The organism is Oceanobacter sp. 3_MG-2023, from assembly GCF_030688925.1.
Classification (GTDB): Bacteria; Pseudomonadota; Gammaproteobacteria; order Pseudomonadales; family Oceanobacteraceae; genus Oceanobacter.
Map to the genome: position 1 here is coordinate 19,960 of NZ_JAUYVX010000015.1, position 22,501 is coordinate 42,460.

23 protein-coding genes are annotated in these 22,501 nt (G+C 54.3%); 4 read left to right on the forward strand and 19 right to left on the reverse strand.

Going from position 1 to position 22,501, the window contains the following annotated elements; all coding sequences use genetic code 11:
* Window positions 1-17 precede the first annotated feature (17 nt).
* Entirely contained in the window at window positions 18-677 is a 660-nt protein-coding gene (locus tag Q8W32_RS13695) for a YbhB/YbcL family Raf kinase inhibitor-like protein (protein ID WP_305415388.1), read from the reverse strand.
* 309 nt (window positions 678-986) lie between these two features.
* On the opposite strand from Q8W32_RS13695, the gene Q8W32_RS13700 reads away from it, so the two are divergent.
* Entirely contained in the window at window positions 987-1,499 is a 513-nt protein-coding gene (locus Q8W32_RS13700) for a glycine cleavage system protein R (protein WP_303433361.1), read from the forward strand.
* Window positions 1,500-1,521: 22 nt separating this feature from the next.
* On the opposite strand, the gene Q8W32_RS13705 is transcribed toward Q8W32_RS13700, so the two are convergent.
* The 13 genes from Q8W32_RS13705 to Q8W32_RS13765 form a co-directional block, all read right to left on the reverse strand.
* Window positions 1,522-2,214 carry a bifunctional 2-polyprenyl-6-hydroxyphenol methylase/3-demethylubiquinol 3-O-methyltransferase UbiG gene (locus Q8W32_RS13705; RefSeq protein WP_305415389.1) on the reverse strand — a complete coding sequence of 231 codons (693 nt, stop codon included), beginning with the start codon at window positions 2,212-2,214 and terminating at the stop codon, window positions 1,522-1,524.
* 54 nt (window positions 2,215-2,268) lie between these two features.
* A complete protein-coding gene (gene der / locus Q8W32_RS13710) occupies window positions 2,269-3,777 on the reverse strand; it encodes a ribosome biogenesis GTPase Der (protein ID WP_305415390.1) in 1,509 nt (502 codons plus the stop codon).
* Between the two features lie 75 nt (window positions 3,778-3,852).
* Window positions 3,853-5,094: an outer membrane protein assembly factor BamB gene (gene bamB / locus Q8W32_RS13715; protein WP_305415391.1), complete on the reverse strand. Its 1,242-nt coding sequence runs from the start codon at window positions 5,092-5,094 to the stop codon at window positions 3,853-3,855.
* Entirely contained in the window at window positions 5,094-5,753 is a 660-nt protein-coding gene (locus Q8W32_RS13720) for a tetratricopeptide repeat protein (protein WP_305415392.1), read from the reverse strand. Before Q8W32_RS13720 ends, bamB begins: the two co-directional genes overlap by 1 nt.
* Before the next feature lie 82 nt (window positions 5,754-5,835).
* Window positions 5,836-7,116 carry a histidine--tRNA ligase gene (gene hisS, locus Q8W32_RS13725; RefSeq protein WP_303433366.1) on the reverse strand — a complete coding sequence of 427 codons (1,281 nt, stop codon included), beginning with the start codon at window positions 7,114-7,116 and terminating at the stop codon, window positions 5,836-5,838.
* A 54-nt stretch (window positions 7,117-7,170) separates the two neighbouring features.
* On the reverse strand, window positions 7,171-8,280 hold the full coding sequence (gene ispG / locus Q8W32_RS13730; RefSeq protein WP_303433367.1) for a flavodoxin-dependent (E)-4-hydroxy-3-methylbut-2-enyl-diphosphate synthase: 1,110 nt from the start codon (window positions 8,278-8,280) through the stop codon (window positions 7,171-7,173).
* 25 nt (window positions 8,281-8,305) lie between these two features.
* Window positions 8,306-9,106, reverse strand: a complete 801-nt coding sequence (locus tag Q8W32_RS13735) for a tetratricopeptide repeat protein (protein ID WP_303433368.1) — start codon at window positions 9,104-9,106, stop codon at window positions 8,306-8,308.
* A gap of 11 nt (window positions 9,107-9,117) precedes the next feature.
* Complete coding sequence (rlmN, locus tag Q8W32_RS13740) at window positions 9,118-10,236, reverse strand: 23S rRNA (adenine(2503)-C(2))-methyltransferase RlmN (protein WP_303433369.1); 1,119 nt, start codon at window positions 10,234-10,236, stop codon at window positions 9,118-9,120.
* 79 nt (window positions 10,237-10,315) lie between these two features.
* Entirely contained in the window at window positions 10,316-10,741 is a 426-nt protein-coding gene (gene ndk, locus Q8W32_RS13745; protein ID WP_305415393.1) for a nucleoside-diphosphate kinase, read from the reverse strand.
* 108 nt (window positions 10,742-10,849) lie between these two features.
* The gene (locus Q8W32_RS13750) at window positions 10,850-12,022 is read right to left on the reverse strand and encodes an aminotransferase class V-fold PLP-dependent enzyme (RefSeq protein WP_303433371.1); all 1,173 of its coding nucleotides are present in this window, start codon (window positions 12,020-12,022) and stop codon (window positions 10,850-10,852) included.
* Between the two features lie 426 nt (window positions 12,023-12,448).
* Window positions 12,449-12,931, reverse strand: coding sequence for a Fe-S cluster assembly transcriptional regulator IscR (gene iscR / locus Q8W32_RS13755; RefSeq protein ID WP_303433372.1), 483 nt, complete (start codon window positions 12,929-12,931; stop codon window positions 12,449-12,451).
* 163 nt (window positions 12,932-13,094) lie between these two features.
* The gene (cysE, locus tag Q8W32_RS13760; protein ID WP_305415394.1) at window positions 13,095-13,997 is read right to left on the reverse strand and encodes a serine O-acetyltransferase; all 903 of its coding nucleotides are present in this window, start codon (window positions 13,995-13,997) and stop codon (window positions 13,095-13,097) included.
* Window positions 13,990-14,901 carry an RNA methyltransferase gene (locus Q8W32_RS13765; RefSeq protein ID WP_368501382.1) on the reverse strand — a complete coding sequence of 304 codons (912 nt, stop codon included), beginning with the start codon at window positions 14,899-14,901 and terminating at the stop codon, window positions 13,990-13,992. Before Q8W32_RS13765 ends, cysE begins: the two co-directional genes overlap by 8 nt.
* A gap of 191 nt (window positions 14,902-15,092) precedes the next feature.
* On the opposite strand from Q8W32_RS13765, the gene Q8W32_RS13770 reads away from it, so the two are divergent.
* Window positions 15,093-15,857: an inositol monophosphatase family protein gene (locus tag Q8W32_RS13770; protein ID WP_303433374.1), complete on the forward strand. Its 765-nt coding sequence runs from the start codon at window positions 15,093-15,095 to the stop codon at window positions 15,855-15,857.
* A gap of 102 nt (window positions 15,858-15,959) precedes the next feature.
* Here the strand turns inward: Q8W32_RS13770 and Q8W32_RS13775 are convergent, their stop codons facing one another.
* The gene (locus Q8W32_RS13775; RefSeq protein ID WP_303433375.1) at window positions 15,960-16,403 is read right to left on the reverse strand and encodes a cold-shock protein; all 444 of its coding nucleotides are present in this window, start codon (window positions 16,401-16,403) and stop codon (window positions 15,960-15,962) included.
* A 138-nt stretch (window positions 16,404-16,541) separates the two neighbouring features.
* Here Q8W32_RS13775 and Q8W32_RS13780 point away from each other — a divergent pair, with 138 nt between their 5' ends.
* The gene (locus Q8W32_RS13780) at window positions 16,542-16,802 is read left to right on the forward strand and encodes a SlyX family protein (RefSeq protein ID WP_303433376.1); all 261 of its coding nucleotides are present in this window, start codon (window positions 16,542-16,544) and stop codon (window positions 16,800-16,802) included.
* Between the two features lie 50 nt (window positions 16,803-16,852).
* On the forward strand, window positions 16,853-19,306 hold the full coding sequence (gene plsB / locus Q8W32_RS13785; RefSeq protein WP_305415395.1) for a glycerol-3-phosphate 1-O-acyltransferase PlsB: 2,454 nt from the start codon (window positions 16,853-16,855) through the stop codon (window positions 19,304-19,306).
* Between the two features lie 32 nt (window positions 19,307-19,338).
* On the opposite strand, the gene Q8W32_RS13790 is transcribed toward plsB, so the two are convergent.
* From Q8W32_RS13790 to adk, 4 genes are all read right to left on the reverse strand, one after another.
* On the reverse strand, window positions 19,339-20,124 hold the full coding sequence (locus Q8W32_RS13790; RefSeq protein ID WP_305415396.1) for a class I SAM-dependent methyltransferase: 786 nt from the start codon (window positions 20,122-20,124) through the stop codon (window positions 19,339-19,341).
* An 11-nt stretch (window positions 20,125-20,135) separates the two neighbouring features.
* The gene (locus tag Q8W32_RS13795) at window positions 20,136-20,933 is read right to left on the reverse strand and encodes an undecaprenyl-diphosphate phosphatase (protein WP_303433380.1); all 798 of its coding nucleotides are present in this window, start codon (window positions 20,931-20,933) and stop codon (window positions 20,136-20,138) included.
* 10 nt (window positions 20,934-20,943) lie between these two features.
* Window positions 20,944-21,672, reverse strand: coding sequence for a tRNA (adenosine(37)-N6)-threonylcarbamoyltransferase complex dimerization subunit type 1 TsaB (tsaB, locus tag Q8W32_RS13800; RefSeq protein ID WP_305415397.1), 729 nt, complete (start codon window positions 21,670-21,672; stop codon window positions 20,944-20,946).
* 143 nt (window positions 21,673-21,815) lie between these two features.
* Window positions 21,816-22,469: an adenylate kinase gene (adk, locus tag Q8W32_RS13805; protein ID WP_303433384.1), complete on the reverse strand. Its 654-nt coding sequence runs from the start codon at window positions 22,467-22,469 to the stop codon at window positions 21,816-21,818.
* Window positions 22,470-22,501: the final 32 nt, after the last annotated feature.

The following is a 22,501-nucleotide window of genomic DNA, read 5'->3' on the forward strand; positions in this document are numbered from 1 at the left end:
TTTCACAGCCGATATGTTTACGGTTTTTTGTCATGAGCCGGAATGGCTGTCCGTTCAAAGCTGACGCTTAACGAATCCGATGCCAGCACCCAATCATGCATGTGTTTTCGCAACATGGTGGCAGAAACCTTGTCTGCGGGCGTCAAATCCAAGGATTTTGACAGGGCATAAAGATGAAAGGTATAGACTTTGATACCCGGACCTTTCGAGCAAGGTGGAGCGTATTCGTTTTTCTGGTTCACAATATTATTACCCAGTGTACCAACCGACTGCCCGGCTTCCGTACCCGCCACCGTTGGTGGAATATTGTACATGCTCCAGTACCAGCGTATGCCCTCCGGTCCTTTTGATGGCGGTGGCTGTGTGCCACCGTCTGCCCGGCTGCCAGCGTCAGGATTGGGCCTGGAACTGGACTCGGGTGCTCGCGGAAGCTGTGGTTCTGGCCCTGGCCTGGGCTGATGATCCATAATGATCACCAGCGACCGGGTTCCATCCGGTACCCCACTCCAGCTTAGCGGTGGAGACATGCCACCACCGTCACAGGTAAATTGAAGCGGTAATGCACCACCATCGGAAAATGCGCGGCTGGTCAGTTCAAGACCGTCATTGGCCCGGACTGTCATTGGCATCAGCAATACCAGGCCTGCGATCGCGAGCGCCGCTATGCTTGCATTCATATTCATAATCCACCATCTCTTTGTATCATCCCGTCATCTCCGACAGGACTGTCAAGTCGAAGATCAGCCAGGCTATCCGGGGCTGAGCATTGTAGGGCCAATGCCCCGGAGCCACCAGACAGCGGGCAGCGACCATAGCGTCAGTCAGTACTGACACCCTGCTGCCAGGCTCGTTCAGGTAAAGAACAAGCGGCTTGTATTCAACCAAGACAAGGGCCTATCTCCTTGCTAGTCTTTTGATCTCAGGGCGTTTGACGACACCTCCCTGATCACAAAATGCCCTTTTCATTTTTCAGGTACTTTTTATTTATGACGTTATCTCTGGTTCTGACTGTCATTGCCGATGACAAGCCCGGCATTGTTGAAACAATTGCCGCCGTGATCAGTCGCCACCATGGCAACTGGACCGAAAGCCATCTTGCCAATCTGGCGGGCAAGTTTGCCGGTATTATTCTGGTGACTCTCAAAGAGTCTGCCGCTGCCAATGAGTTACAAACCGAACTGGCAGCACTTGCAAGCCAGGGCATCGAGATTCGGGCCGAAGCTGGCTTGCCAGATCACCGCAGCAGCCACCATTTGAACCTGAGTCTGGTGGGTAATGACCGCCCTGGAATTGTCCAGGCCGTATCCAGGGTATTGGCCACCCTGGAGGTGAATGTACTGGAATTAAGCAGCGAATGCGCCCAGGCAGAAATGTCTGCGTTATCCCTGTTCAAAGCCCGGGCAGAATTACAGGTTCCCGACACTCTGGATCACGAAACACTGACCGCCGCATTGGAACAGCTGAGTGATGAGTTGATGGTCGAAGTAACCCCCGTCTGAACCGACCGGCCAGCGGCCATCGTCAGCTATCCTGGTCGCGCCGTAAAATCACCGTTTGCCAGCTGACCTCAGGGCGTTCAAGCAGATCGCCCCGATCAGCTCTTGGGGTCAACTCTTCTACCGAGATTTTCAGCGGCTTGGCAATGGCTCTGACTTCAACGGCACTGACCGGGTACATCGGCCGTTCAGGATCTCCGGAACCACTGCGCAAGGTCATCACAATCACACCGGTATCAGCCAGCATTTGTACCAGTCGCCGCAAAGCGACTGGCCGATGCGCAATGGACAAATGCATCCAGACCGCTGACAGCAGAATCAGCTGATAACGCTCATCCGGTACTTTTTTCAGGGCTGGCAAGGAGTCATCAATCCATTGCAGCTGGTCTGATCCCAATTCCAGTGCCGTTGACCGCTGTTGACCTATTTCACGCATGCCAGCTGCCGGTTCCACCGCAGTGACATGCCAGCCTTGTTGCGCTAACCAGCAGGCATCCCGGCCGCAACCGGCTCCGACATCCAGCGCTCGTGCTCCTGGCTGCACAGGCACCAGAGGCAGCCAGCTACCGTGCACCTGCTCAACGGTCAGGCCGTCGTAGCAGTCCGCCAGCCGTTTGGCATGGCGATGGTAAAAATCAACACTGGCAGTGGGAGATGGCATGACAACCTCAAAAAAAGCGCCGCCGCTACGACAATCGTAACGGCGGTTTGCGCTCACCCTATCACAACACCGGTAAGGGGCAAGATTTCAAACATTAAGCCCGGCAACAACTCAGGGTTTGTTACGTGCTTTACGATATTTATCGAGTTTGATCTGACGAATATTCGCCGTTTTGACCACCGCCTCTGCCCGACTCTTGCGGCGGTGGCGAACCTCTTTCTGCTTGTCTGCAAACGGGTTTTCGCCCTGACGGAACTCAACCCGAATGGGCGTGCCCTTGATGGCCAGTACCCGGCGGAAGGTATTGGCCAGATAACGTTTGTAATCATCCGGTAAGTCATTCACCAGATTGCCGTGAATCACCAGCACTGGCGGGTTGGAGCCACCCTGGTGCGCGTAACGCAATTTCGGCCGCCGATTACGTACCATCGGCGGTTGATGGGTTGCCACAGCGTCTTCCAGAATCCGGGTCAGCATATTGGTTTGCCATTTGCCCATGGCCGATTCGTAGGCCTGGTCAACCGATTCATACAGATGGCCGACACCCGTACCGTGCAAGGCCGAAATAAAGTGCATATCGGCGAACGTCAGAAAATCAAATCGGCGGTCAATTTCATCTTTGACGCGCTGCTTTTCATCCGCTTCCATGCCATCCCATTTATTGATGGCAATCACCAGAGCCCGGCCTGCGTTCAGCACAAAGCTGAGCATATGCAGGTCTTGTTCAACAATACCGGTACGGGCATCCAGCACCAGAATACAGACATGACAATCCTGAATGGCTTGCAGGGTTTTGATAATAGAGAATTTTTCGGCGGCTTCACTGATATTCTTGCGACGTCGCACCCCGGCGGTATCGATCAGGGTGTAATCCTGGCCATGACGCTCATAGGGAATGTAAATACTGTCACGCGTGGTACCGGCTTCGTCATAGACCACAACCCGGTCTTCCCCCAAAAAGCGGTTCACCAGCGTCGACTTGCCCACATTCGGACGCCCGACCACGGCGATCTTGATGCCTTTGACGTCGAGCTCTTCGTGTACGACTTCTTCCGCCGGGCTTTCTTCGCCTTCATCCCAAACGTAGTGCCAGTCGTTTTCAGGGTGAGCAACCGGTTCGTCGGAGACCCCATGAAGCTCATCCATTACATGATCTATCAGTGAGGAAACACCACGGTTGTGTGCTGCGGCAATGCCCAGCGGTTCGCCCATGCCCAGTTCGTACATTTCAACCAATACAACATCGGGGTTTTTGCCGTCGATCTTGTTGGCAATCAGATAAGCCGACTTGCCGCTTTTACGCAGGTAGTTGGCGATCATCCGGTCGCCTTCCAGAATACCGGCGCTGGCATCAACCATAAAAAAGACGATATCGGCTTCCTGTATCGCCTGAAAGCTCTGGGAAGCCATGGCTTCATCGATACCGACTTCTTCACCACTGATACCGCCGGTATCAATAACAATAAACGGCCGCTCGCCGACCTTGCCTTCACCATATTTACGATCGCGGGTCAGCCCGGCGATTTCCGCTACCAGTGCATCGCGAGACTTGGTAAGACGATTAAACAGAGTGGACTTGCCAACATTGGGACGACCCACCAAAGCGATGACTGGAACCATGAAATACCTCAGATAAAAAGGGGAGCCAATAAGCTCCCCGGAAAAACAACGCTGATCACTATGAAAGCAGCAAGACTATTCTTCTGCAGTGACCAGCATAACGTCACCGGCATTGGTATAGACCACTACGCCCCTGTCGGTGACCAGCAAGGGGCTACGCACACCAAAGTCACGGCCATGCAGCTGCCGCCAGCGAGTGGCTTCCGACTGATTAGGATAGCTGACGTGTAAAGCATTGGGAATAAGAGACAAACGCGCCAGCAAGGCACCATCCACCTGACTGAGCAGATACAGGAAGCCTTCGCTGTCGGTGACGAACAGATTGTTCTGGTAAGCTTCGACGCCTCCCAGCTGGCGACCTTTCAGACTGCCCTGGGTCCAGACCGGATCACCACCATACACATCAAATGCGCGAATACTACTGTCATCCAGAGTCAGATAAACGTTACCCAGAGATAACACCGGGCTGGTATAGCTTGAGCCATCTTCTTCCCAGCGCGTTTCACCCGTGGCACTGATGGCGGCTACCTTGCCGTGATAACTGGCGGCATAAATCAGTTGGTTTTCAACCACTACGGTGCCGTCTGCATCCACCAGGCGTTCCAGCTCGGAACGACCTTCTGGTGTTGCCAGACGGACATCCCAGCGCGGAATACCCAAACGCCGGTCCAGCGCAATCACCTTGCCATTGGCCAAACCCAGTATTACCAGTTCACCGGATACCACAGGGGCGGCGGTGCCGCGTACCGACAGAATCGGCATCGCGGTTTCATACGACCAGCGTTGTTCCCCGCTATAACGATCAAAGGCCGAGACCCGACCATCAATGGTGTGAACATAGACGCGCTCGTCATCCACTTCCGCAGCGGCCACCGCTTCACTGGACAATTGGGCTTGCCAGACAGGTTGGCCCTGATCAGCTGTCAGGCTATGCAGCACGCCATCAACCGTTACCAGAAACAGATGCTCACCGGCCAGCGTAACACCGGCCGATACCGGTTTTTCCAGCGTCTGTTGCCACAGCGTGCGACCGGAGTCCAACGCCAGCGACCAGACAGAGCCGGAGGTATCGGCGGCATACAGTACATCGTCCGCAGCCACGGCTTGCAAACGGCTGTAATTGCTACCCGGGCCATCCCCGATATGAGTGCGCCAGACAATATCCAGGCCATTACTGCCCAATGAAGGCAGGCTCTCGGCATCGGTTTGAGGTTGCGAAGAACAAGCGCTGACCAGAACGGCGGCCAACAGTAACCCGGTGCGGGTGACTCTGCCAGCGACCAGCCGTTGGCGGCCAAATTTCAGACCGCTCAGCATCAGGCGTCCTCAGCGGCGATCAGAAAATCGCTTTTGCGTTGCAGCAGCTGGGTATCCACACCCAGTACGGCAGCAGCATCCAGCGCTTCCTGATAGGCCACCCGGGCTGCTGCGCGGTCGCCTTTGCGGAACAAGGCATCACCACGGGCTTCCAGATACTGGGGGGCATAAGCCGGGTCCGGAACATCGCTCACCAGAGCCAGCGCAGCATCGGTATCATCCAGTTCAACCAGTACATCAGCCAGACGCGCGGTGGCCAGGTATTTGATTGGCGCTTCAGCGCTATCAACCAAGGCTCTCAGCTCGGCAGCCGCACTGTTCATATCACCGTTATCCGCAGCAAAGCGCGCCAGAAACAGGCTGGCAAACTGACTGTAAGTGCTTTTGCCAAAATCACTTTTCAGCTGCTCAGCCAGGACAATTGCTTCTTGCTGGGCAGCCTCATTACCAGACATGATAGCCGCAGAGGCTTTTTCAGTCAGTGAGGAATACAGCGCTGATGCCGCTTCTCCGGTGGTCTGTTGCTGGGTCTGATAATAATTCCAGCCCAACCAGCCAGCCGCAACCAACACAATGGCTATCAGCGTGCTCTTGCCATTTTCATCCCACCAGCGTTTGAGCATTTCTGCCTGTTCTTCATCCGTACGCAGTTCTGTCATGACCTGGCTACCTTATTCGTATTCGTTATGTTCATTCGATATCTATTAATGCCAGTGTAAGCACTGTTCAGCCGTCAGGCTGTTACAGCATTGCTTCAGCCAGCCAATCAGACAAGCCGGACTGGGCAATGGTTTGCTGCTCAGCATCATTCCGTAAATCCTTGATGGTGATCTGCTCTGCTGCCAATTCATTCTCACCCAGTAACAAGGCAAAACGAGCACCACTTTTATCGGCTTTTTTCATCTGGCTCTTGAAGCTGCCACCGCCGCAGTGACACTGTATCCGCAGCCAGCTGTGTTCTTCGCGCAAGCGATCGGCCAGCAACAGTGCGGCCATGTCTGACCCTTCACCCATGGCGCAGAGGTACAGATCGACGGTTTGGGTGACCGCCGAAGGAATCACATCCAGGGTTTCCAGCAGCAGGATCAGCCGCTCAATCCCCATGGCGAAACCCACCGCCGGGGTCGGTTTGCCACCCAGCTGTTCCACCAGACCATCGTAACGGCCACCAGCACACACAGTGCCCTGGGAGCCAAGCTGGTCCGTGACCCATTCAAACACGGTCTTGTTGTAGTAATCGAGCCCACGTACCAGACGCTGGTTGATTTCATAAGCAACCCCGGCGGCATCCAGAATGGCACGCAGTTTGGCAAAATGTTCCCGGCTGTCGTCATCGAGATGGTCGTGCAACTGCGGGGCATCAGCCAGCAGCGCCTGGGTGTTGGGATCTTTCGAATCCAATACCCGCAGCGGGTTGCTTTCCAGACGACGTTGACTGTCTTCGTCAAGCTGGTCCTTGAACTGACTGAGATACGCCACCAGAGCGGCCCGATATTCAGCACGGGCGGCGTTGCTGCCCAAAGTGTTCAGCTGCAGTGTGACCACATCCTTGAGGCCAAGTTGCTGCCATAAGCGGGCTGTCATCAAAATCAGTTCGGCATCGATATCTGCGGTGGCAATACCGAAGGTTTCCACACCCACTTGAAAGAATTGGCGATAGCGGCCTCTTTGTGGCCGCTCATGACGAAACATCGGGCCGGTGTACCATAACCGCTGGGTCTGGTTGTACAGCAAGCCATGTTCTTCACAGGCACGTACGCAGCTGGCGGTACCTTCCGGGCGCAGCGTCAGGCTGTCGCCATTACGGTCATCGAAGGTGTACATTTCTTTTTCGACGATATCCGTCACTTCACCAATCGAGCGCTTGAACAGGTTGGTGCTCTCAACAACCGGCATCCGGATTTCATCATAGCCATGTCCAGCCAGCAGATCCTTGACGGTACCTTCCAGGTACTGCCACACCGGGCTTTGCGCTGGCAGGATATCGTTCATGCCGCGAATGGCTTTTATTTTCTTGGACATAATCTCTGGGTTATTCCTGTAGTTCTGCAGTCTCAAATTCTGCTTTCTGCGGTCTCAGCCGGAGACAATCAGATTGTCACGTTCTTTGTCGAGCTGGTCGGCACGTTCACGAATCAGACGTTCGAGATCATCCACCAGCGTCTCGTTGTTCAGCTTTCCGGCCGGTTTGCCATCGATATACACCAGGTTGGGCTGACCACCGGCCAGACCCAGGTCAACTTCCTTGGCTTCACCAGGACCGTTCACCACGCAACCGATCACCGCTACATCCATATTGGTGCGGATATCTTCGACCCGGGTTTCCAGGTCGTTCATGGTCTTAATAACATCGAAGTTTTGTCGTGAGCAGCTGGGACAGGCAATAAAGTTGATGCCTCGGGAGCGCACTTTCAGTGACTTCAGCATATCCCAGCCGACTTTGACTTCCTGTACCGGGTCTGCTGCCAGCGACACACGAATGGTGTCACCGATACCGTCCCACAGCAGCAGGCCCAGACCGATGGAGGATTTGACCGTACCACCACGCAAGCCACCAGCTTCCGTGATACCCAAATGTAACGGCTGTTCGATCTGGCTGGCGATTTGGCGGTAAGCGGCCACCGTCATAAAAATATCGGAGGCCTTCAGACTCAGCTTGTATTCCTGGAAGTCGAGGCGATCGAGAATATCGATATGGCGCATGGCCGATTCCACCAGCGCTTCCGGGGTTGGCTCGCCGTATTTTTTTTGCAGATCTTTTTCCAGCGAACCGGCGTTCACACCGATCCGAATCGGAATATTATGGTCACGAGCAGCATCCACTACCGCACGCACACGGTCTTCACGGCCAATATTACCGGGGTTGATACGTAAACAATCCACTCCCAGTTCAGCCACACGCAAGGCAATGCGGTAGTCAAAATGAATATCGGCCACCAGCGGAATATTGACCTGCTTGCGGATCCGGCCAAAGGCTTCGGCAGCATCCATAGAAGGGACAGAAACCCGCACGATATCGGCACCAGCATCCTGAGCCTGCTGAATCTGCGCTACCGTAGCCGCGACATCCGTGGTTTCGGTGTTGGTCATGGTCTGGATCGAGATCGGTGCATCACCGCCAACCGCGACGTCACCGACCATGATCTTGCGACTTTTTCGACGTTTGATCGGATTTTCAAAATGCATCAGTCAGTCTCGCTCGTACCGGTTATCAATCGTTGCTGCTGTCCAGGGATTCCTGGTACAGACGGTATTCGTTGGAATTCGGAAATTGTTTTTTCAGTTGCGTCGCCAGCGTAATGACCTTGTCGGTATCCTGACGAATCGTCGCCAGCTTGATACCCAGCCACAGGCTGTGCGATGTATGACGGGTGTTACCTTTGCTGACCAGGCGATCCAGACGGTCAAAATACTTGCGTGACTCATCGTAGCGCTGGGCTTCAAACAACAGGGTGGAGACATTCACCAGCGCATCAACACTGTATGGCGACAAACGTAATGCTTCCATATAGCTGTCAATGGCATTGGACGGCTGGTTCTGGCGGTAATAGTTCATCGCCAGGTCGTTATACGCACTGGCACGGCTGTCGTAATAACGATCTCCGGCTGCCGTTTCGAGCCATTTTTTCGCCTTGTCATACTCTTTCATCTGGATATACAGCCGTCCCAGATGATGTTTGGCGGCGGTATACGAGCTGTCGTTGGCAATGGCCTTACGCATAAAATCTTCCGCCAGGTCGTACTCGGCTTCCATTTGCCACACCAGCCCCATGGCGTCGTTGGCAGGGGCATGATTCGGGTCCATGGCCAGTGCTTTTTGCAACCTCTGGCGGGCCAGGTCCGGGCGATTCTGTTGCAGGTAACCAAAGCCAAGCTGGGTGTAGTTTTCCAGCGCCTTGTCCGGGTTCTTGTTTTTTTGCAAGCGGCTTTCGGTGGTGGTTACACAGGCCGTCAAAACCAGTGCCAGGGTAATCATGACCAATTGCTGCAAGATATTACGGAGCTGTCTCATACCTGAGGGCCTTATTGGTTGGAATCCAGTTGCACCGCATTGATATAACGCTCACTGCGGCGAGTACGATCCTCGACCTTGCCGACCAGCTGGCCGCAAGCGGCGTCGATATCATCGCCGCGTGTCGAACGTATTGTCACAATATGATTCTGACTGACCAGATAATCACGGAAACGGTACACGCGATTATTGCTTGGACGTTTGTAGCCAGAATTAGGAAACGGGTTAAATGGAATCAGATTGATCTTGCAAGGTACCTGTTTCAGCAACTCTGCCAGCTCAATCGCCTGTTCCAGGCTGTCGTTGATACCATCCATCATGGTGTATTCGATGGTCGCCTTGCGTCGATCCGGCAACCTTGCCAGATAACGATTGGTAGCAGCAATCAACTCGGCAATCGGGTATTTGCGGTTGATCGGTACCAGCTGGTTACGCAACTCGTCATTCGGTGCATGCAGTGATACCGCCAGCGAGACGTCAGTGACTTCTCCTAGCTTATCCAGCATCGGCACCACACCGGAAGTACTCAGCGTTACCCGACGTTTCGACAAACCGTAGGCATTGTCTTCCATCATCAGATGCATGGCATCGACGACGTTATCAAAATTCAACAGCGGTTCGCCCATGCCCATCATCACCACATTGGTAATACGACGTTCACGGCGTTCACCAGGCTCATGAAAACTCATCGAGGCAACGTAGACCTGGCCAATAATTTCCGCCACTGTCAAATCACGGTTAAAGCCCTGCTTGCCGGTGGAGCAAAAGCTGCAATCCAGCGAGCAACCTATCTGTGAGCTGACACACAGGGTGCCGCGTTCTTTTTCCGGAATGTACACGGTTTCAATCGAGCTGCCGCCAGGCATACGCATTACCCACTTGCGGGTACCGTCGGCAGAAATATTTTCATAGACCACTTCAGGCAGACGGATCTCGGCGAGATCGGCCAGCTTGGCACGCAAAGGCTTGCCCATATTGGTCATTTTTTCGAAGTCGGCTTCGCCATACTGATGAATCCACTTCAGCATCTGCTGGGCACGGAATTTCTTTTCACCAATATCGGTGAAAAAAGCTTCCATTTTTACTGGAGACAAGCCCAGCAAATTGATCTTTTGAGTGGTATCGGTCATCAAGCAGTTACCTGGCGTAGCGCTTCCGAGCAGGAAAAAACAGAACGAACGGGAGCAAACCGCTCCCGTTCAGACAAAATCAACGTGCGCAGATTTCGTCAGCAGAGAAGAAATAAGCAATTTCACGAGCAGCAGATTCTGCAGAATCAGAACCGTGTACTGCGTTGGCATCAATGCTTTCAGCGAAATCAGCGCGGATAGTACCGGCTTCAGCTTCTTTAGGGTTGGTTGCACCCATCAGTTCGCGGTTCAGCAGGATAGCGTTTTCACCTTCCAGAACCTGTACAACGACAGGACCAGAAGTCATGAAACCAACCAGATCCTTGTAGAAAGGACGTTCTTTGTGCTCAGCGTAAAAACCGCCTGCTTTATCATCGTCCAGGCGCACCATTTTGGCAGCAACAACACCCAGGCCAGCTTTTTCGAAACGGGCAATGATGTCACCGATTGCATTTTTGGCAACGGCATCTGGTTTGATAATAGACAGTGTACGTTCAACAGCCATGTGTAACTCCAATAGTAAATGTATTCAGGGGGTTAAAAATCCGGCGGATTATACGCACGTTTTGGTAAAAGGTGTACGCATGTAACCGCTGTCAGACCCAACCCCGTCTTAACCCCGGCTGGTCTGCTGACGTAACCGCGTTACAATCCGGCTCACCTGCTCAATGGCAAAGTCAATATCGTCCTCAGTGGTGTAACGGCCGACACTGAAACGCAGCCCGGCATGAGCCAGCGCATTGCTGCGTCCAATGGCTTTTAACACGTAAGAAGGCTCGATACTGGCAGAGGTACAGGCCGACCCGGACGATACCGCCACTTGCGCCAATGAAGCGAGCAGGATTTCACCGTCAACCCCGTCAAATGACAGATTAAGCAGACCAGCAACCCGCTGCTGGGCATGGCCATTCAGATAGACATCCCCCAACTCCAGCAAGGCCTGCTGTAACCGCTCGCGCAAGGCCGTGATACGCGGTAACTCTTCCGCCAGCAGGGTCGCGGCCATTTGCGCAGCCGTACCGATACCGACGATCTGGTGGGTTGGCAAGGTGCCTGAGCGCATGCCGCGCTCATGGCCACCACCGTGAATCTGGGCATCAATATGCACCTGTGGCTGACGGCGTACATACAACACGCCGATGCCTTTGGGGCCATAAAACTTGTGGGCCGATACCGATAACAGATCTACCCGCCAGTGGTTAACATTCACCGGCAGCTTGCCAACCGCCTGGGCAGCATCCACATGCAGCAGCGCCGGGTGATCACTCAACTGCTCTGCCACTGCGGCGATATCCGTCAGGGTACCGATTTCGTTGTTCACCGCCATCAGGGAAACCAGTACGGTATCGTCCCGCAAGGCATCGGCGACCTGTTGCGGCTGGATCAGACCATCGGCATCCGGCGTCAGCAGGGTAATGGCGACATCCTGCTGCTTCAGCCAGGCCAGGGTATCGAGTATCGCCTTGTGCTCAATGGCGGAACTGATGATATGGCAGGATTTGCCCGGATGATGGCGGCGGTAATATTCAACCACCCCTTTAAGGGCCAGGTTATTGCTTTCTGTTGCACCGGAGGTCCAGACAATTTCACGCGGTTCGGCACCCAATACGTCGGCCACCTGTCGCCGGGCTTTTTCAACCGCCTGTTCCGCTTGCCAGCCAAAGCGATGGGAGCGTGAAGCCGGGTTGGCAAAATTGCCATCCATGGTAAGGCAAGCCGTCATGGCCTCAGCCACCGCCGGGTCAACTGGCGTCGTGGCAGCATAATCAAGATAAAGGGTTTTCATTGCAGATCCAAATCACATCGGGCGAAACAGATAACAGATAGTGTAGCGCTGCCACCAAGAGCGTCAGAATACAGTAAACACATGGCGGCAACGGGGAATAATAACGCAAAATTGCCGCTGATCGACAACAACCGCAGTTTACTCTCTCGATACGATTGGTCGCTTATGGCGTCGCGGACCTCTCTGATCCGGCTAACCTAACCATCCAATCAAACCGTTCAATCAAACCATCCAATCAAACCAAGCAGGTCGATCCGTTAACCCAAAGACACCGCTCAAACACCCGCTTGTCTGTTACTGCCCTTGGCTGTTACCGGGTGCCAACGGTGAAGATGATCAAACAAGGCCGTGTTTGACCGTTTTTGCCATACGCTTGTTGCGTTGCTGTCAGCGCCAGAAAAGAACAGTTCTGCAAGGCTGCAAGGGCTAGCCGTTCATGGCATCCGATAAAAATGCATTGATACGATTGCCGGTCTGCATATCCTGACGGTGTGCCGTGTGTTGGATTTCCTGGCGGGCGATCAGTTCTTGCAAGCTGATGGCTGACAGAAAATCGTGTATCTGCTCACTCAGATCCAGCCACAGATGATGGGTCAGGCATTCATCACCCTTCTGGCAATCTCCGCGTTTACTGCAGCGCGTGGCATCCATGGATTCATTCACGGCATCAACAATTTCTGCCACATTGATGGTATCCATTGCCCGGCCAAGACGATAACCACCTCCCGGCCCACGGACACTGGAAACCAGTTCACGACGTCGCAAACGAGCAAACAACTGCTCAAGATACGACAGGGAGATGCCCTGCCGTCCAGATATATCGTTCAGGCTGACAGGGCCATCTTCTGCGTGTATGGCCAGATCCAGCATGGCTGTCACCGCGTAGCGGCCCTTGGTTGTCAGTCGCATATAACAATTCCTCCGATCGGGTCGGTATTATGTTTATATCCGACTAATACAGTCAACTAAGTAAAACGTAAAGTAAGCGGTAAAGCCTGTCCGTTGCCCCGGTTTCAGTCCTCACCGCTCTGATCCGCCCACACAGGCCTTTTGATCAGCCCTCTGAGGGTCTTTAATCAGCAGTCCGTTCAGCAGTCCGTTCAGGTTCAGCTTCTGTTGCTGCAGTGTTTGGTGCTTCGGTGGCTGGTAATTCATCCTTATCCACCGCGCCTTGTTTGGATGCGCCAAGCGAATCTGGCGTTGCCTCATCCTGATCATCCCCCAGGCAGACAAAATGCTCCCGCTCCAGCTCTGGCAGTGCGTCGTCGCAGTTATGAATACCCACCTGATGCAGGGCCTTGCACATGCGATCAATCTTGCTGTCCACCGCATCCATATGATCCATCATATTGTGGATCGAGCGGGCAATCGGGTCCGGGGTACCATCGGCAATACCATAGGCGTCAAATCCCAGTTTTTCAGCCATACGGACAGTCCCTTCTGGCAAGGGATTTTTCTTGCCTGCCATCCGTACAATACGACCAGGAATCCCCACCACGGTAGCGCCGTCCGGCACGGGCTTGGTCACGACCGCATTGGAGCCGATACGGGCATTTTCGCCCACTTCGATTGGCCCCAATACCTTGGCACCGGCACCCACGACAACACCGTTGTGCAAGGTCGGGTGACGCTTGCCCTTGTTCCAGCTGGTGCCACCCAGGGTGACGCCGTGATACAGGGTGCAGTCATCACCGATCTCTGCGGTTTCCCCAATCACCACGCCCATGCCGTGATCGATAAAAAAGCGGTGACCAATCGTCGCACCCGGGTGGATTTCGATACCCGTCAGCCAGCGACTGCCAGTCGATAACAGCCGTGCCAACCATTTGAAGCCACGACGCCATAAACCATTGGCCAGCCGATAATGCAAAATGGCATGAACCCCCGGATAAGTGGTCAGGACTTCAAACGTATTACGGGCTGCGGGGTCGCGCTCGAAGACGCAGGCGACATCTTCACGGAGTTGTTTAAACATCAGAATGGCTCCCTTGGGTAGCACCATCAATGGCATCATCCATCGGTAGCTGGGCATCCGATCGCGGTGGTGTCTGAGGTGAGAATGATACATCGGTGACTGGTTGATCCTGGCGACGTCCAGCATGTTGCTGTATCGCTGCCAACATACCGCGCACCATATTGATTTCCATCTTGTCTGGCTCCGCCCGTTGATACAGGCGACGTAATCGGGTCATCAGTTGCTTGGGGGTGTTTGGGTCCAGAAAGCCGATATCCACCAGTGTTTGCTCAAGGTGCAACATCATGCCGTTCAGCTCCTTGTGTGTGGCTGGCGGGTGATCCCATTCCACTCCCCAGCGTTGCCCCATCACCGCCGCCGTGTTGTCGGCATGGTTATCCGCCGCCGCAATGGCTGCCAGTCGCATTTCGTAACACAACACCTGAACGGCCTGTGCAACATTCAAGGAGGAAAAGGATTCCACCGTCGGAATATGAACATGGGCATGACAGAGGTGTAGTTCTTCATTGGTCAGGCCGCGGGACTCTCGCCCAAACACCAACGCCGCACGAGCGCCGGTTCCTGTTACCTGACACACACTCTCGGCCGCTTGCCTTGGGGTCATCAAAGGCCAGGGAATATGCCGACTGCGAGCACTGGTGCCGACAACCAGACTGGCGTCGGCAATGGCCTCTTCCAGGGTTGGTACAATACGCACCCGCTGCAGAATATCCTCCGCCCGGGATGAACGTGCCAGGGCCTCATCGTTAACGGTCGCGATCGGATCAACCAGAATCAATTGCCCCAGTCCCATGTTTTTCATGGCCCGGGCAGCAGCGCCAATATTGCCGGAATGCGTGGTATTTACCATCACGATGTCAATGGCATCGAGCAGAGGATAATGGTCACCTGCGTCTGAAATCACTTCACCCACCTTTCACTGTGCAACCATCAAGGATGGCTTGCTGGACGCAGCACCCGCCAATCGTCTGATTTATGTGGCAGGAACTGCTAAAAACCGCGAAGTGTAGCGAAAACATGCTTCGCCAACCAGAGCAGTACTGATATAATCACCGGTTCCCCGTTCTTTAAGAGATAGTTATCGCAATGCAGCCCATGGTGAACTTGGCGTTGCGCGCTGCGCGCAATGCGGGTCAGGATTTGGTCCGCCGACTGGACCGCTTCGATTCGTACCAGAGTACGGATCAGGAAAAAGCGAAGTTTATTGCAGACTGCACCATTGGTCTGGAAAAAAGCATCATCTTTGAACTGAAAAAGTCCTATCCGGAGCACAGCTATAACGGCCGTGAAACCGGTGTGAACTCAGGTGTTGAGAAACAGCCAATCTGGCAGATCTGTGTCATTGATGATATCGCCAACTTCCGTGTCGGTATCCCTGCGTTTGCCATTATCGTTGGCTGCCAGATCAATGGCAAAACCGAGCATGCGGTGGTAACCAACCCAATCAATGGCGATGAGTTTACGGCTTCCCGTGGACGTGGCGCCCAACTGAGTGGCCGTCGTATCCGCTGCGGCCAGATCAACAATCTGTCCGATGCCATCGTTGGCTATACCCAGCCCGTTGGTGTTGGTGAAGATGCCTACGTCCAGCGCGAACGTATTATGAAACTGATGGGCAAGACCTATGAGTTGCGTAATATCGGTTCCAATGCCTTGTCTATCGCCTATGTCGCCGCCGACCGTTTCCAGGCCGCCGCATTAAGCAACGTTGACGAATTCAGCCTGCTCGCTGGCGGTCTGATCGCCTCTGAAGCAGGCTGTCTGATCTCAGATATCCATGGTGAACCACGTGTGCGCCAGGGCGGTAACTTGCTGGTCAGCAACCCACGCTTGCTCAAAAGCCTGATGTTCAAAGACTAACAGGCATTCGACTGCCATCCTTGGGTATTTTCTATCCAATGGTCTGGCAGGTCCCACAAAAAAAGCGGCCAAGGCCGCTTTTTTTGTGCAGTATCAGCAGGCTTACTGCACCGCAGAGACATCTTCGGCTTGAGGGCCTTTATCGCCTCGCACCACAGTAAACTTGACTCGCTGCCCTTCTGCCAAGGAACGATGCCCTTGACCACGAATCGAACGGAAATGCACAAACACATCTTCACCGTTATCCCAGGTGATAAAGCCAAATCCTTTTTTGACGTTAAACCATTTCACTACGCCTCGTTCACGTCCATCTTCAACATCTTCCTCCACCACAGTGCCGGTGCTGCTGCGACTGCTGACTGGCTGTTCAACACTGGCATTACCCAGTGAAACCACCAGCAAGCCAGCGCCAAAGGCAGCGGCAAAGACAATCAAGACCAAACCAGCGGGCAATGAAACACCATCCATCAGCCCTTGAAACGACAACCACAAAGCGACTGACACAATAACAGCTGTCAGTAATGCCAAACTTAATTTACGAACCATTGCGATACCTATAATTAACGTTTAAAACTGTTTTTAATTCTGGATCATGAGGCCATCGGGCCTCTCCGCATGAAATCCTAAATCCCTTAAAAAATCAATATGATAGCCATTGCCCCTCAACACAGTGAGCAAACCCGTATGAATAGTAGTACAAAGACCCCCGATCAGCACCGTTCTGACACACTGCAGCTGCTCGACCGTATTACTGAGCTGGAAACCCGGCTGAGCTATATGGATGAAACCGTCGACACCCTGAATGAGCAAATCACCCACCTGTCGGCAGACTTCACCCTTGCTCGTCAGGCCATGCAACTGATGAATCGCCGTCTGGAACAACTGGCAGCCAATACCGGCGACCTCAAATCCAGCCAGGATGATGCCCCACCTCCACACTATTAATCTGTGCCCGCCCGATCACCCCAAAGGGATCACACAAAAGGACAGTATCGATGAACCGGTTCTCTCGCTGGCAACTGCGGCCACTTGGATGGCTGCAGGCACTACTTTACAGCCTGATCAAAACCCGCCTGATTGGCCCGGCCCAGCAACCCGCCACCCACAATACCTTGCGGGTTTATGCCCTGCTTTATCCTTCGCTCTCAGAAACCCTGGTCATTGACCGCGAAGTACAGGAGCTGAACTGGGCCAGCCCCCTGGATGCCGCCAACTCGCTCAACCAGACGGGACTGCCATCGTTTTTCCATGTTTACGGCCGTTCAAGAAGCCTTTTCCACCGTGCTGGCAAACCGGTCATCTGCGATTCACTGAAAATGCTGGCCGAATGGCAATTGGCCCACCCGGATCGTCCTCTTGAAGTGGTTCCTGTACGGGTTTTCTGGGGCCGAGGCCCCCAAAAAGAAGGCTCTTTCCTGCGTATCTGGCTGCAAAACAGCGGCTCGTTTGGTGGCCGTCTTCTGACCCTGCTGGCGATTTTATTTAATGGCCGCAATACCTTTGTCCATTTCAGCCAACCGTTATCACTGCAACAGCTGGCGCAAAAGGCTCGCACTCCCCACCGCCTGGCCCGTAAAACCGCGCTCTTGCTGCGTATCCATTTCCGTCAGGTCTCCGCCACTGTCATTGGCCCTGATCTCTCTCACCGTCGTACCCTGATCAGCCAGATTCCGAATCGCCCACTGGTGCAGACAGCCATTGAACAGGCGATAAAGGAACAGAACCTGACCCTGCCCCAGGCGCGTCAGAAAACACGCCAGTATGCCGACGAAATCGCCTCCAATATTTCCTATACCACGGTGCGGTTTATGGATGTCCTGCTCAGCTGGGTCTGGAATACCCTTTATGACGGCGTTCAGGTCAACCATATCGACCCGCTCAAAACAGCCGCCCGCGATAACGAGATCATCTACGTCCCTTGTCACCGCAGCCATATTGACTACCTGTTGTTGTCTTACGTGCTGTATCACAATGGCTTGCAACTGCCACAAATCGCTGCTGGTATCAATCTGAATCTGCCAGTGGCGGGATCCATATTACGTCGAAGCGGGGCATTTTTCATGCGTCGTTCATTTCGTGACAACCCCTTGTATGCCGCGGTGTTCGACGAGTATTTACACAGTATTTTTACCCGGGGTTATGCAGCCGAGTATTTTGTTGAAGGAGGCCGCAGCCGGACTGGTCGAACCCTGCAGCCCAAAGCCGGCATGCTGGCCATGACGGTGCGCAGCTATCTGCGTGACTGCCGCAAACCCATTCTCTTTATGCCCGTGTATCTGGGCTACGAAAAAGTCTTTGAAGCAGGCAGCTACCAGAAAGAACTGAATGGCAAGAAAAAACGGCAAGAAAGCCTGCTTGGTGTTTTCGCCACACTGAAGTCCTTTCGACGCCATTTTGGCAAGGTGCAGGTTACTTTCGGCGAACCGATCTACCTGACCGAATTCCTGAACCAGCAGTACCCCGACTGGCGTCAACAGACTGCTGCCGATCATCATTACCGCCCGGACTGGGCACGGCCAGTGGTCGATCAACTGGCCCGGCGTATCGTCACAGGTATCAATCAGGCTACCTCCGTCAACCCCATCAACCTGGTCGCCATGGCACTACTGACCAGCCCTCGTGAAGCCATGGAAGAAAGCGTCCTGATCCAGCGACTGGAAAACTGGGCAGCCCTGATTCGGCAACAACCACTCAGCAATCGTACCCAGGTAACAGAAGGCAGTGCCAGCGACTGGATTCAGCAAGCCGAGACACTTGGCAGCATCCAGCGCCAGAGCCACAGCATGGGCGACCTGATATACGCCGACGATCGCCGCGCGATCGCCCTGACCTACTATCGCAATAACGTCTTACACCTCTTGGCCATCCCGTCGGTACTGAGTTGCCTGCTGGTGCACCGCCAGCCACACCAGGCCAAACAATTACACGCTCTGGTGCTGACCCTTTACCCCTATTTGCAGGCCGAGCTGTTTTTACCCTGGTCAAAGGCACAACTGGAAACAGTGATTAACGACTGGCTCGACACCTTGTGCCAGGCCGACTATCTCGAATGCAGCAACCATCACTATTGCGCCGTGGATGACCGTGAAGCCAGTTATACCGAACTCACGGCACTGGCAACCCTGATGATGCCAACCCTGGAACGTTATTACCTGACACTGGCCCTGCTGCGTCAGCGGCGGTCCGCTACCCTGACGGCAGAGCAGCTGGAGCGGCAATGCTCACTGATTGCTCAGCGAATCAGCTTGCTACATGGCCTGAATGCCCCCGAGTTCTTTGATACCAGCTTGTTCCGGACTCTGGTTGCAGAGCTACTGGAACAGCAGATTCTGACCCGACAAGACAACCATGGGGTACTGGTATTTGGTGAAGCCCTGGTCACATTGACCGAGCAGCTCGAACAGGCGCTAGACGGCCCCATGCGTCACAGCATCCTGCGCTGTATATAGACAGAAACCGATCATATACAAGCGCCAGAAGCTTACTCAGCCAATGGCGCCACTTTCGCCAACACATACACATCGAAGCGATTGGACTTGCCCGTCAGGGCATAGGAAGGAGCACGATTGGCCAGCGGTGCCGCCTTGCGGCCCCGCTTTACCACCACCCGGCAACGCGCCGCTTGTAACGCAGCATCGAGTAACTCATCGGCATCCGCATCACCACCCACCAGCAACCGGAATGCCTGCATGTCTTTTTTAACCTGGGCCGACCCCTTGGCATCCTCGCCAAACATAGGGTCGAGATAGACCACATCCGGCCGACGTGCCATCTCCGCTTCCGGGATCAGTAACGTATGGCTGGAGCCAAACGAAAAACGGATACGGCGCACAATTTCCCCGGCTTCAACATCTTGTCGACCACGTATCAACCCATCGTCCAGCAAGGCCGCCACGACCGGTTGCCGTTCATGGGCAACCACCTGGCAGCCCAGTGTTGCCAGCACAAAGCTGTCGCGTCCCAAGCCGGCGGTTGCATCGATAACACTTGGCTGATAAGCCCCGGAAACGCCAACCGCTTTGGCGATATCCTGACCCAGCCCGCCACCAAAACGGCGACGATGCGCCGTAGCACCGGCCGCAAAATCAACTCGCACCACCGCCTTGCCACCTGCACCTTCTCGCAGCGACAAGCCATCGCCACCCAGGCACAAATGAAAACCGGGCTGCTGCAGCCGCTCCACAGTGGCCGCCGTCAGGCCATAACGTTCAGACCATACCGCTGCTTCAGCCGCATACTCTGGCGCCAAACAAATCAACTCAGCCATGGTGCTGCCACTCAGACAAAAAACAGAAACAGCATCGCACCCAGCAACAAGCGGTAAATCACAAACGGCAGCATACCCAGCTTGTCGACCAGCTGCAGGAAGTAGTGAATCCCCGCCCAGGCGCTGATGCCCGACACCGCCATCCCCAGCAACAGGCTAAACCAGTCCACTCCATCGGCAGCCTGAATCAGCTCCACCACTTTGAGGCCGGATGCTGCCAAAATCAGCGGGACCGACAACAGGAAGGAAAAACGGGCCGCATCCAGGCGATGAAAACCCAAAAACAGCGCCGCTGTCATGGTGATACCAGAACGCGAAGTCCCTGGAATCAGTGCCAGCGCCTGAGCCACCCCGATAATCAGAGCCAGGGCAACGGTCATCTCGACCAGGCTATGACGGCGTGACTGACAGCGGTCCGACAGCCCCAGTACCACACCAAAGAGGATTGTCGTGGTTGCAATCACCATGGTCGAGCGCAGGTTGGCTTCAATAAAACTCTCACCCAGCAAGCCAACAATCACCGCCGGTACCGTGGCAATCGCCACCATCCAGGACAAGCGACCGTCTTCATTGGGGGTGCGGCTAAACCCGGTCGTGACCCAACCGACAATCATGCGTTGCAGCTCATTGCGGAAATACCAGACAACCGCCAGCAAGGTGCCAAAATGCACCGCGACATCAAACGCCAGTCCCTGATCCGGCCAACCGAACACCTGTGAGGGTAAAATCAGGTGAGCCGAGCTGGAGATCGGTAAAAACTCGGTAATCCCTTGCAGAATTGCCAAGACAACAGTTTCAAAAATTCCCACGATTGGTTCCTCAGCGTTTGAGCAGGCTTGGTTGCTCGTCCAGTTTTTTCCATGCGACGGAATCGCGCAAATATACGGGGGGGAAATCCTCGATGCCAGCAAATTCCCCTTGCTGCCAGGCAGCCATGACCTGATCTGCGGCGTAGTGGCTCAAAGGCTCAATCCCTTCGATCAGCGCTAGCGCGACCGGGTTATCATCCAGCGCAGCCAGCAGCGATACACCATTGCCAGCCATCACACAGTCATTCGGATCAAGCTGCCGGGTCTGTAGCAATGCCTGCAACTGTTCGGCACAGTGTCGGGGCTGACTGACTTGCTCAGTACCCAGCAGCCGACAAAGCGGCCCATTACGCTCGTACACAGCCCAGAATACTTCACCCATATGAGCATCCAGCACAGTTACCACCCGGCCTGCTGTTGTCTGCGTCAGCGCCTGTTGCGCCAACAGTTGCAGGGTAGAAAAACCGTATACCGGCACATTCAAACCCAGGGCAATCCCTTGAATCACACTGACGGCAATACGAATACCGGTAAACGAACCCGGACCACGGCTAAACGCCAAACCATCCAGCGCTGACTTGTCCACTGCGGCAGCTACCAGCACCTCATCGATCATCGGCAACAAGCGCTGGGCATGGCGGCGGGGCTGTCTTTCGGTCAGATCCTGGACACCCGCGGCGGAAATCAGGCTGACGGAACATAATGCCGACGAGGCATCAACAATCAGCAAATTGGCCATTCCAAACCCTGCCCTCTCGTAAAAAGCGCGCAGTATAGCAGAGCCAATCCGACGCGCTGGCAAAACACCGGACATAAATACGGCGCACAAACAGCAGCCATAAAAAAAGCCCCCGAAGGAGCTTTTTTATGGCTGGCAGGTGGTTAACCCAGCGCAGACATCACGGTATTGGTAATGTCTTGCATGGAGCCTACACCCGGAATATGGCTGTACTTGGGTGAGCTGGCATCCTGCTTGGCTTCCAGTTGCTTGTAGAAAGCAACCAGCGGCTCGGTTTGTTCGTGGTAAATAGACAAACGTTTGCGAATGGTCACTTCCTGGTCGTCGTCACGTTGTACCAGATCTTCACCGGTTTCATCGTCTTTACCGGCCACTTTTGGCGCATTGTAGATTACGTGGTAGACACGGCCAGAGCCTGGGTGCACACGACGGCCACTCAGACGTTTGACGATTTCTTCATCATCAACATCGATTTCAACGACATGATCGATCACCACGCCAGCTTCCAGCATGGCTTCCGCTTGAGGAATAGTGCGAGGAAATCCATCAAACAGAAAACCGTTAACACAGTCTTCCTGAGTAATACGTTCCTTGACCAGACCGATAATGATTTCATCCGAAACCAGACCACCGGTCTCCATGATTTCCTTGACCTTGAGGCCCAGCTCAGAACCTGCCTTGACTGCGGCACGCAGCATGTCACCGGTTGAAATTTGTGGAATATCATACTTTTCACAAATGAACTTGGCCTGAGTGCCTTTGCCGGCACCTGGTGCGCCCAAAAGAATTACGCGCATGCGCTTCCCCTCGTTGTTAGATTGGTTTGGAT

Bases quoted from the DNA above. Each gene is read 5' to 3' on its own strand.
- Q8W32_RS13695 (WP_305415388.1), bottom strand. From the start codon at position 677: ATGAATGCAAGCATAGCGGCGCTCGCGATCGCAGGCCTGGTATTGCTG.
- Q8W32_RS13700 (WP_303433361.1), top strand. From the start codon at position 987: ATGACGTTATCTCTGGTTCTGACTGTCATTGCCGATGACAAGCCCGGC.
- der (WP_305415390.1), bottom strand. From the start codon at position 3,777: ATGGTTCCAGTCATCGCTTTGGTGGGTCGTCCCAATGTTGGCAAGTCC.
- bamB (WP_305415391.1), bottom strand. From the start codon at position 5,094: ATGCTGAGCGGTCTGAAATTTGGCCGCCAACGGCTGGTCGCTGGCAGA.
- Q8W32_RS13720 (WP_305415392.1), bottom strand. From the start codon at position 5,753: ATGACAGAACTGCGTACGGATGAAGAACAGGCAGAAATGCTCAAACGC.
- hisS (WP_303433366.1), bottom strand. From the start codon at position 7,116: ATGTCCAAGAAAATAAAAGCCATTCGCGGCATGAACGATATCCTGCCA.
- ispG (WP_303433367.1), bottom strand. From the start codon at position 8,280: ATGCATTTTGAAAATCCGATCAAACGTCGAAAAAGTCGCAAGATCATG.
- Q8W32_RS13735 (WP_303433368.1), bottom strand. From the start codon at position 9,106: ATGAGACAGCTCCGTAATATCTTGCAGCAATTGGTCATGATTACCCTG.
- rlmN (WP_303433369.1), bottom strand. From the start codon at position 10,236: ATGACCGATACCACTCAAAAGATCAATTTGCTGGGCTTGTCTCCAGTA.
- ndk (WP_305415393.1), bottom strand. From the start codon at position 10,741: ATGGCTGTTGAACGTACACTGTCTATTATCAAACCAGATGCCGTTGCC.
- Q8W32_RS13750 (WP_303433371.1), bottom strand. From the start codon at position 12,022: ATGAAAACCCTTTATCTTGATTATGCTGCCACGACGCCAGTTGACCCG.
- iscR (WP_303433372.1), bottom strand. From the start codon at position 12,931: ATGCGACTGACAACCAAGGGCCGCTACGCGGTGACAGCCATGCTGGAT.
- cysE (WP_305415394.1), bottom strand. From the start codon at position 13,997: ATGTTTAAACAACTCCGTGAAGATGTCGCCTGCGTCTTCGAGCGCGAC.
- Q8W32_RS13770 (WP_303433374.1), top strand. From the start codon at position 15,093: ATGGTGAACTTGGCGTTGCGCGCTGCGCGCAATGCGGGTCAGGATTTG.
- Q8W32_RS13775 (WP_303433375.1), bottom strand. From the start codon at position 16,403: ATGGTTCGTAAATTAAGTTTGGCATTACTGACAGCTGTTATTGTGTCA.
- Q8W32_RS13780 (WP_303433376.1), top strand. From the start codon at position 16,542: ATGAATAGTAGTACAAAGACCCCCGATCAGCACCGTTCTGACACACTG.
- plsB (WP_305415395.1), top strand. From the start codon at position 16,853: ATGAACCGGTTCTCTCGCTGGCAACTGCGGCCACTTGGATGGCTGCAG.
- Q8W32_RS13790 (WP_305415396.1), bottom strand. From the start codon at position 20,124: ATGGCTGAGTTGATTTGTTTGGCGCCAGAGTATGCGGCTGAAGCAGCG.
- tsaB (WP_305415397.1), bottom strand. From the start codon at position 21,672: ATGGCCAATTTGCTGATTGTTGATGCCTCGTCGGCATTATGTTCCGTC.
- adk (WP_303433384.1), bottom strand. From the start codon at position 22,469: ATGCGCGTAATTCTTTTGGGCGCACCAGGTGCCGGCAAAGGCACTCAG.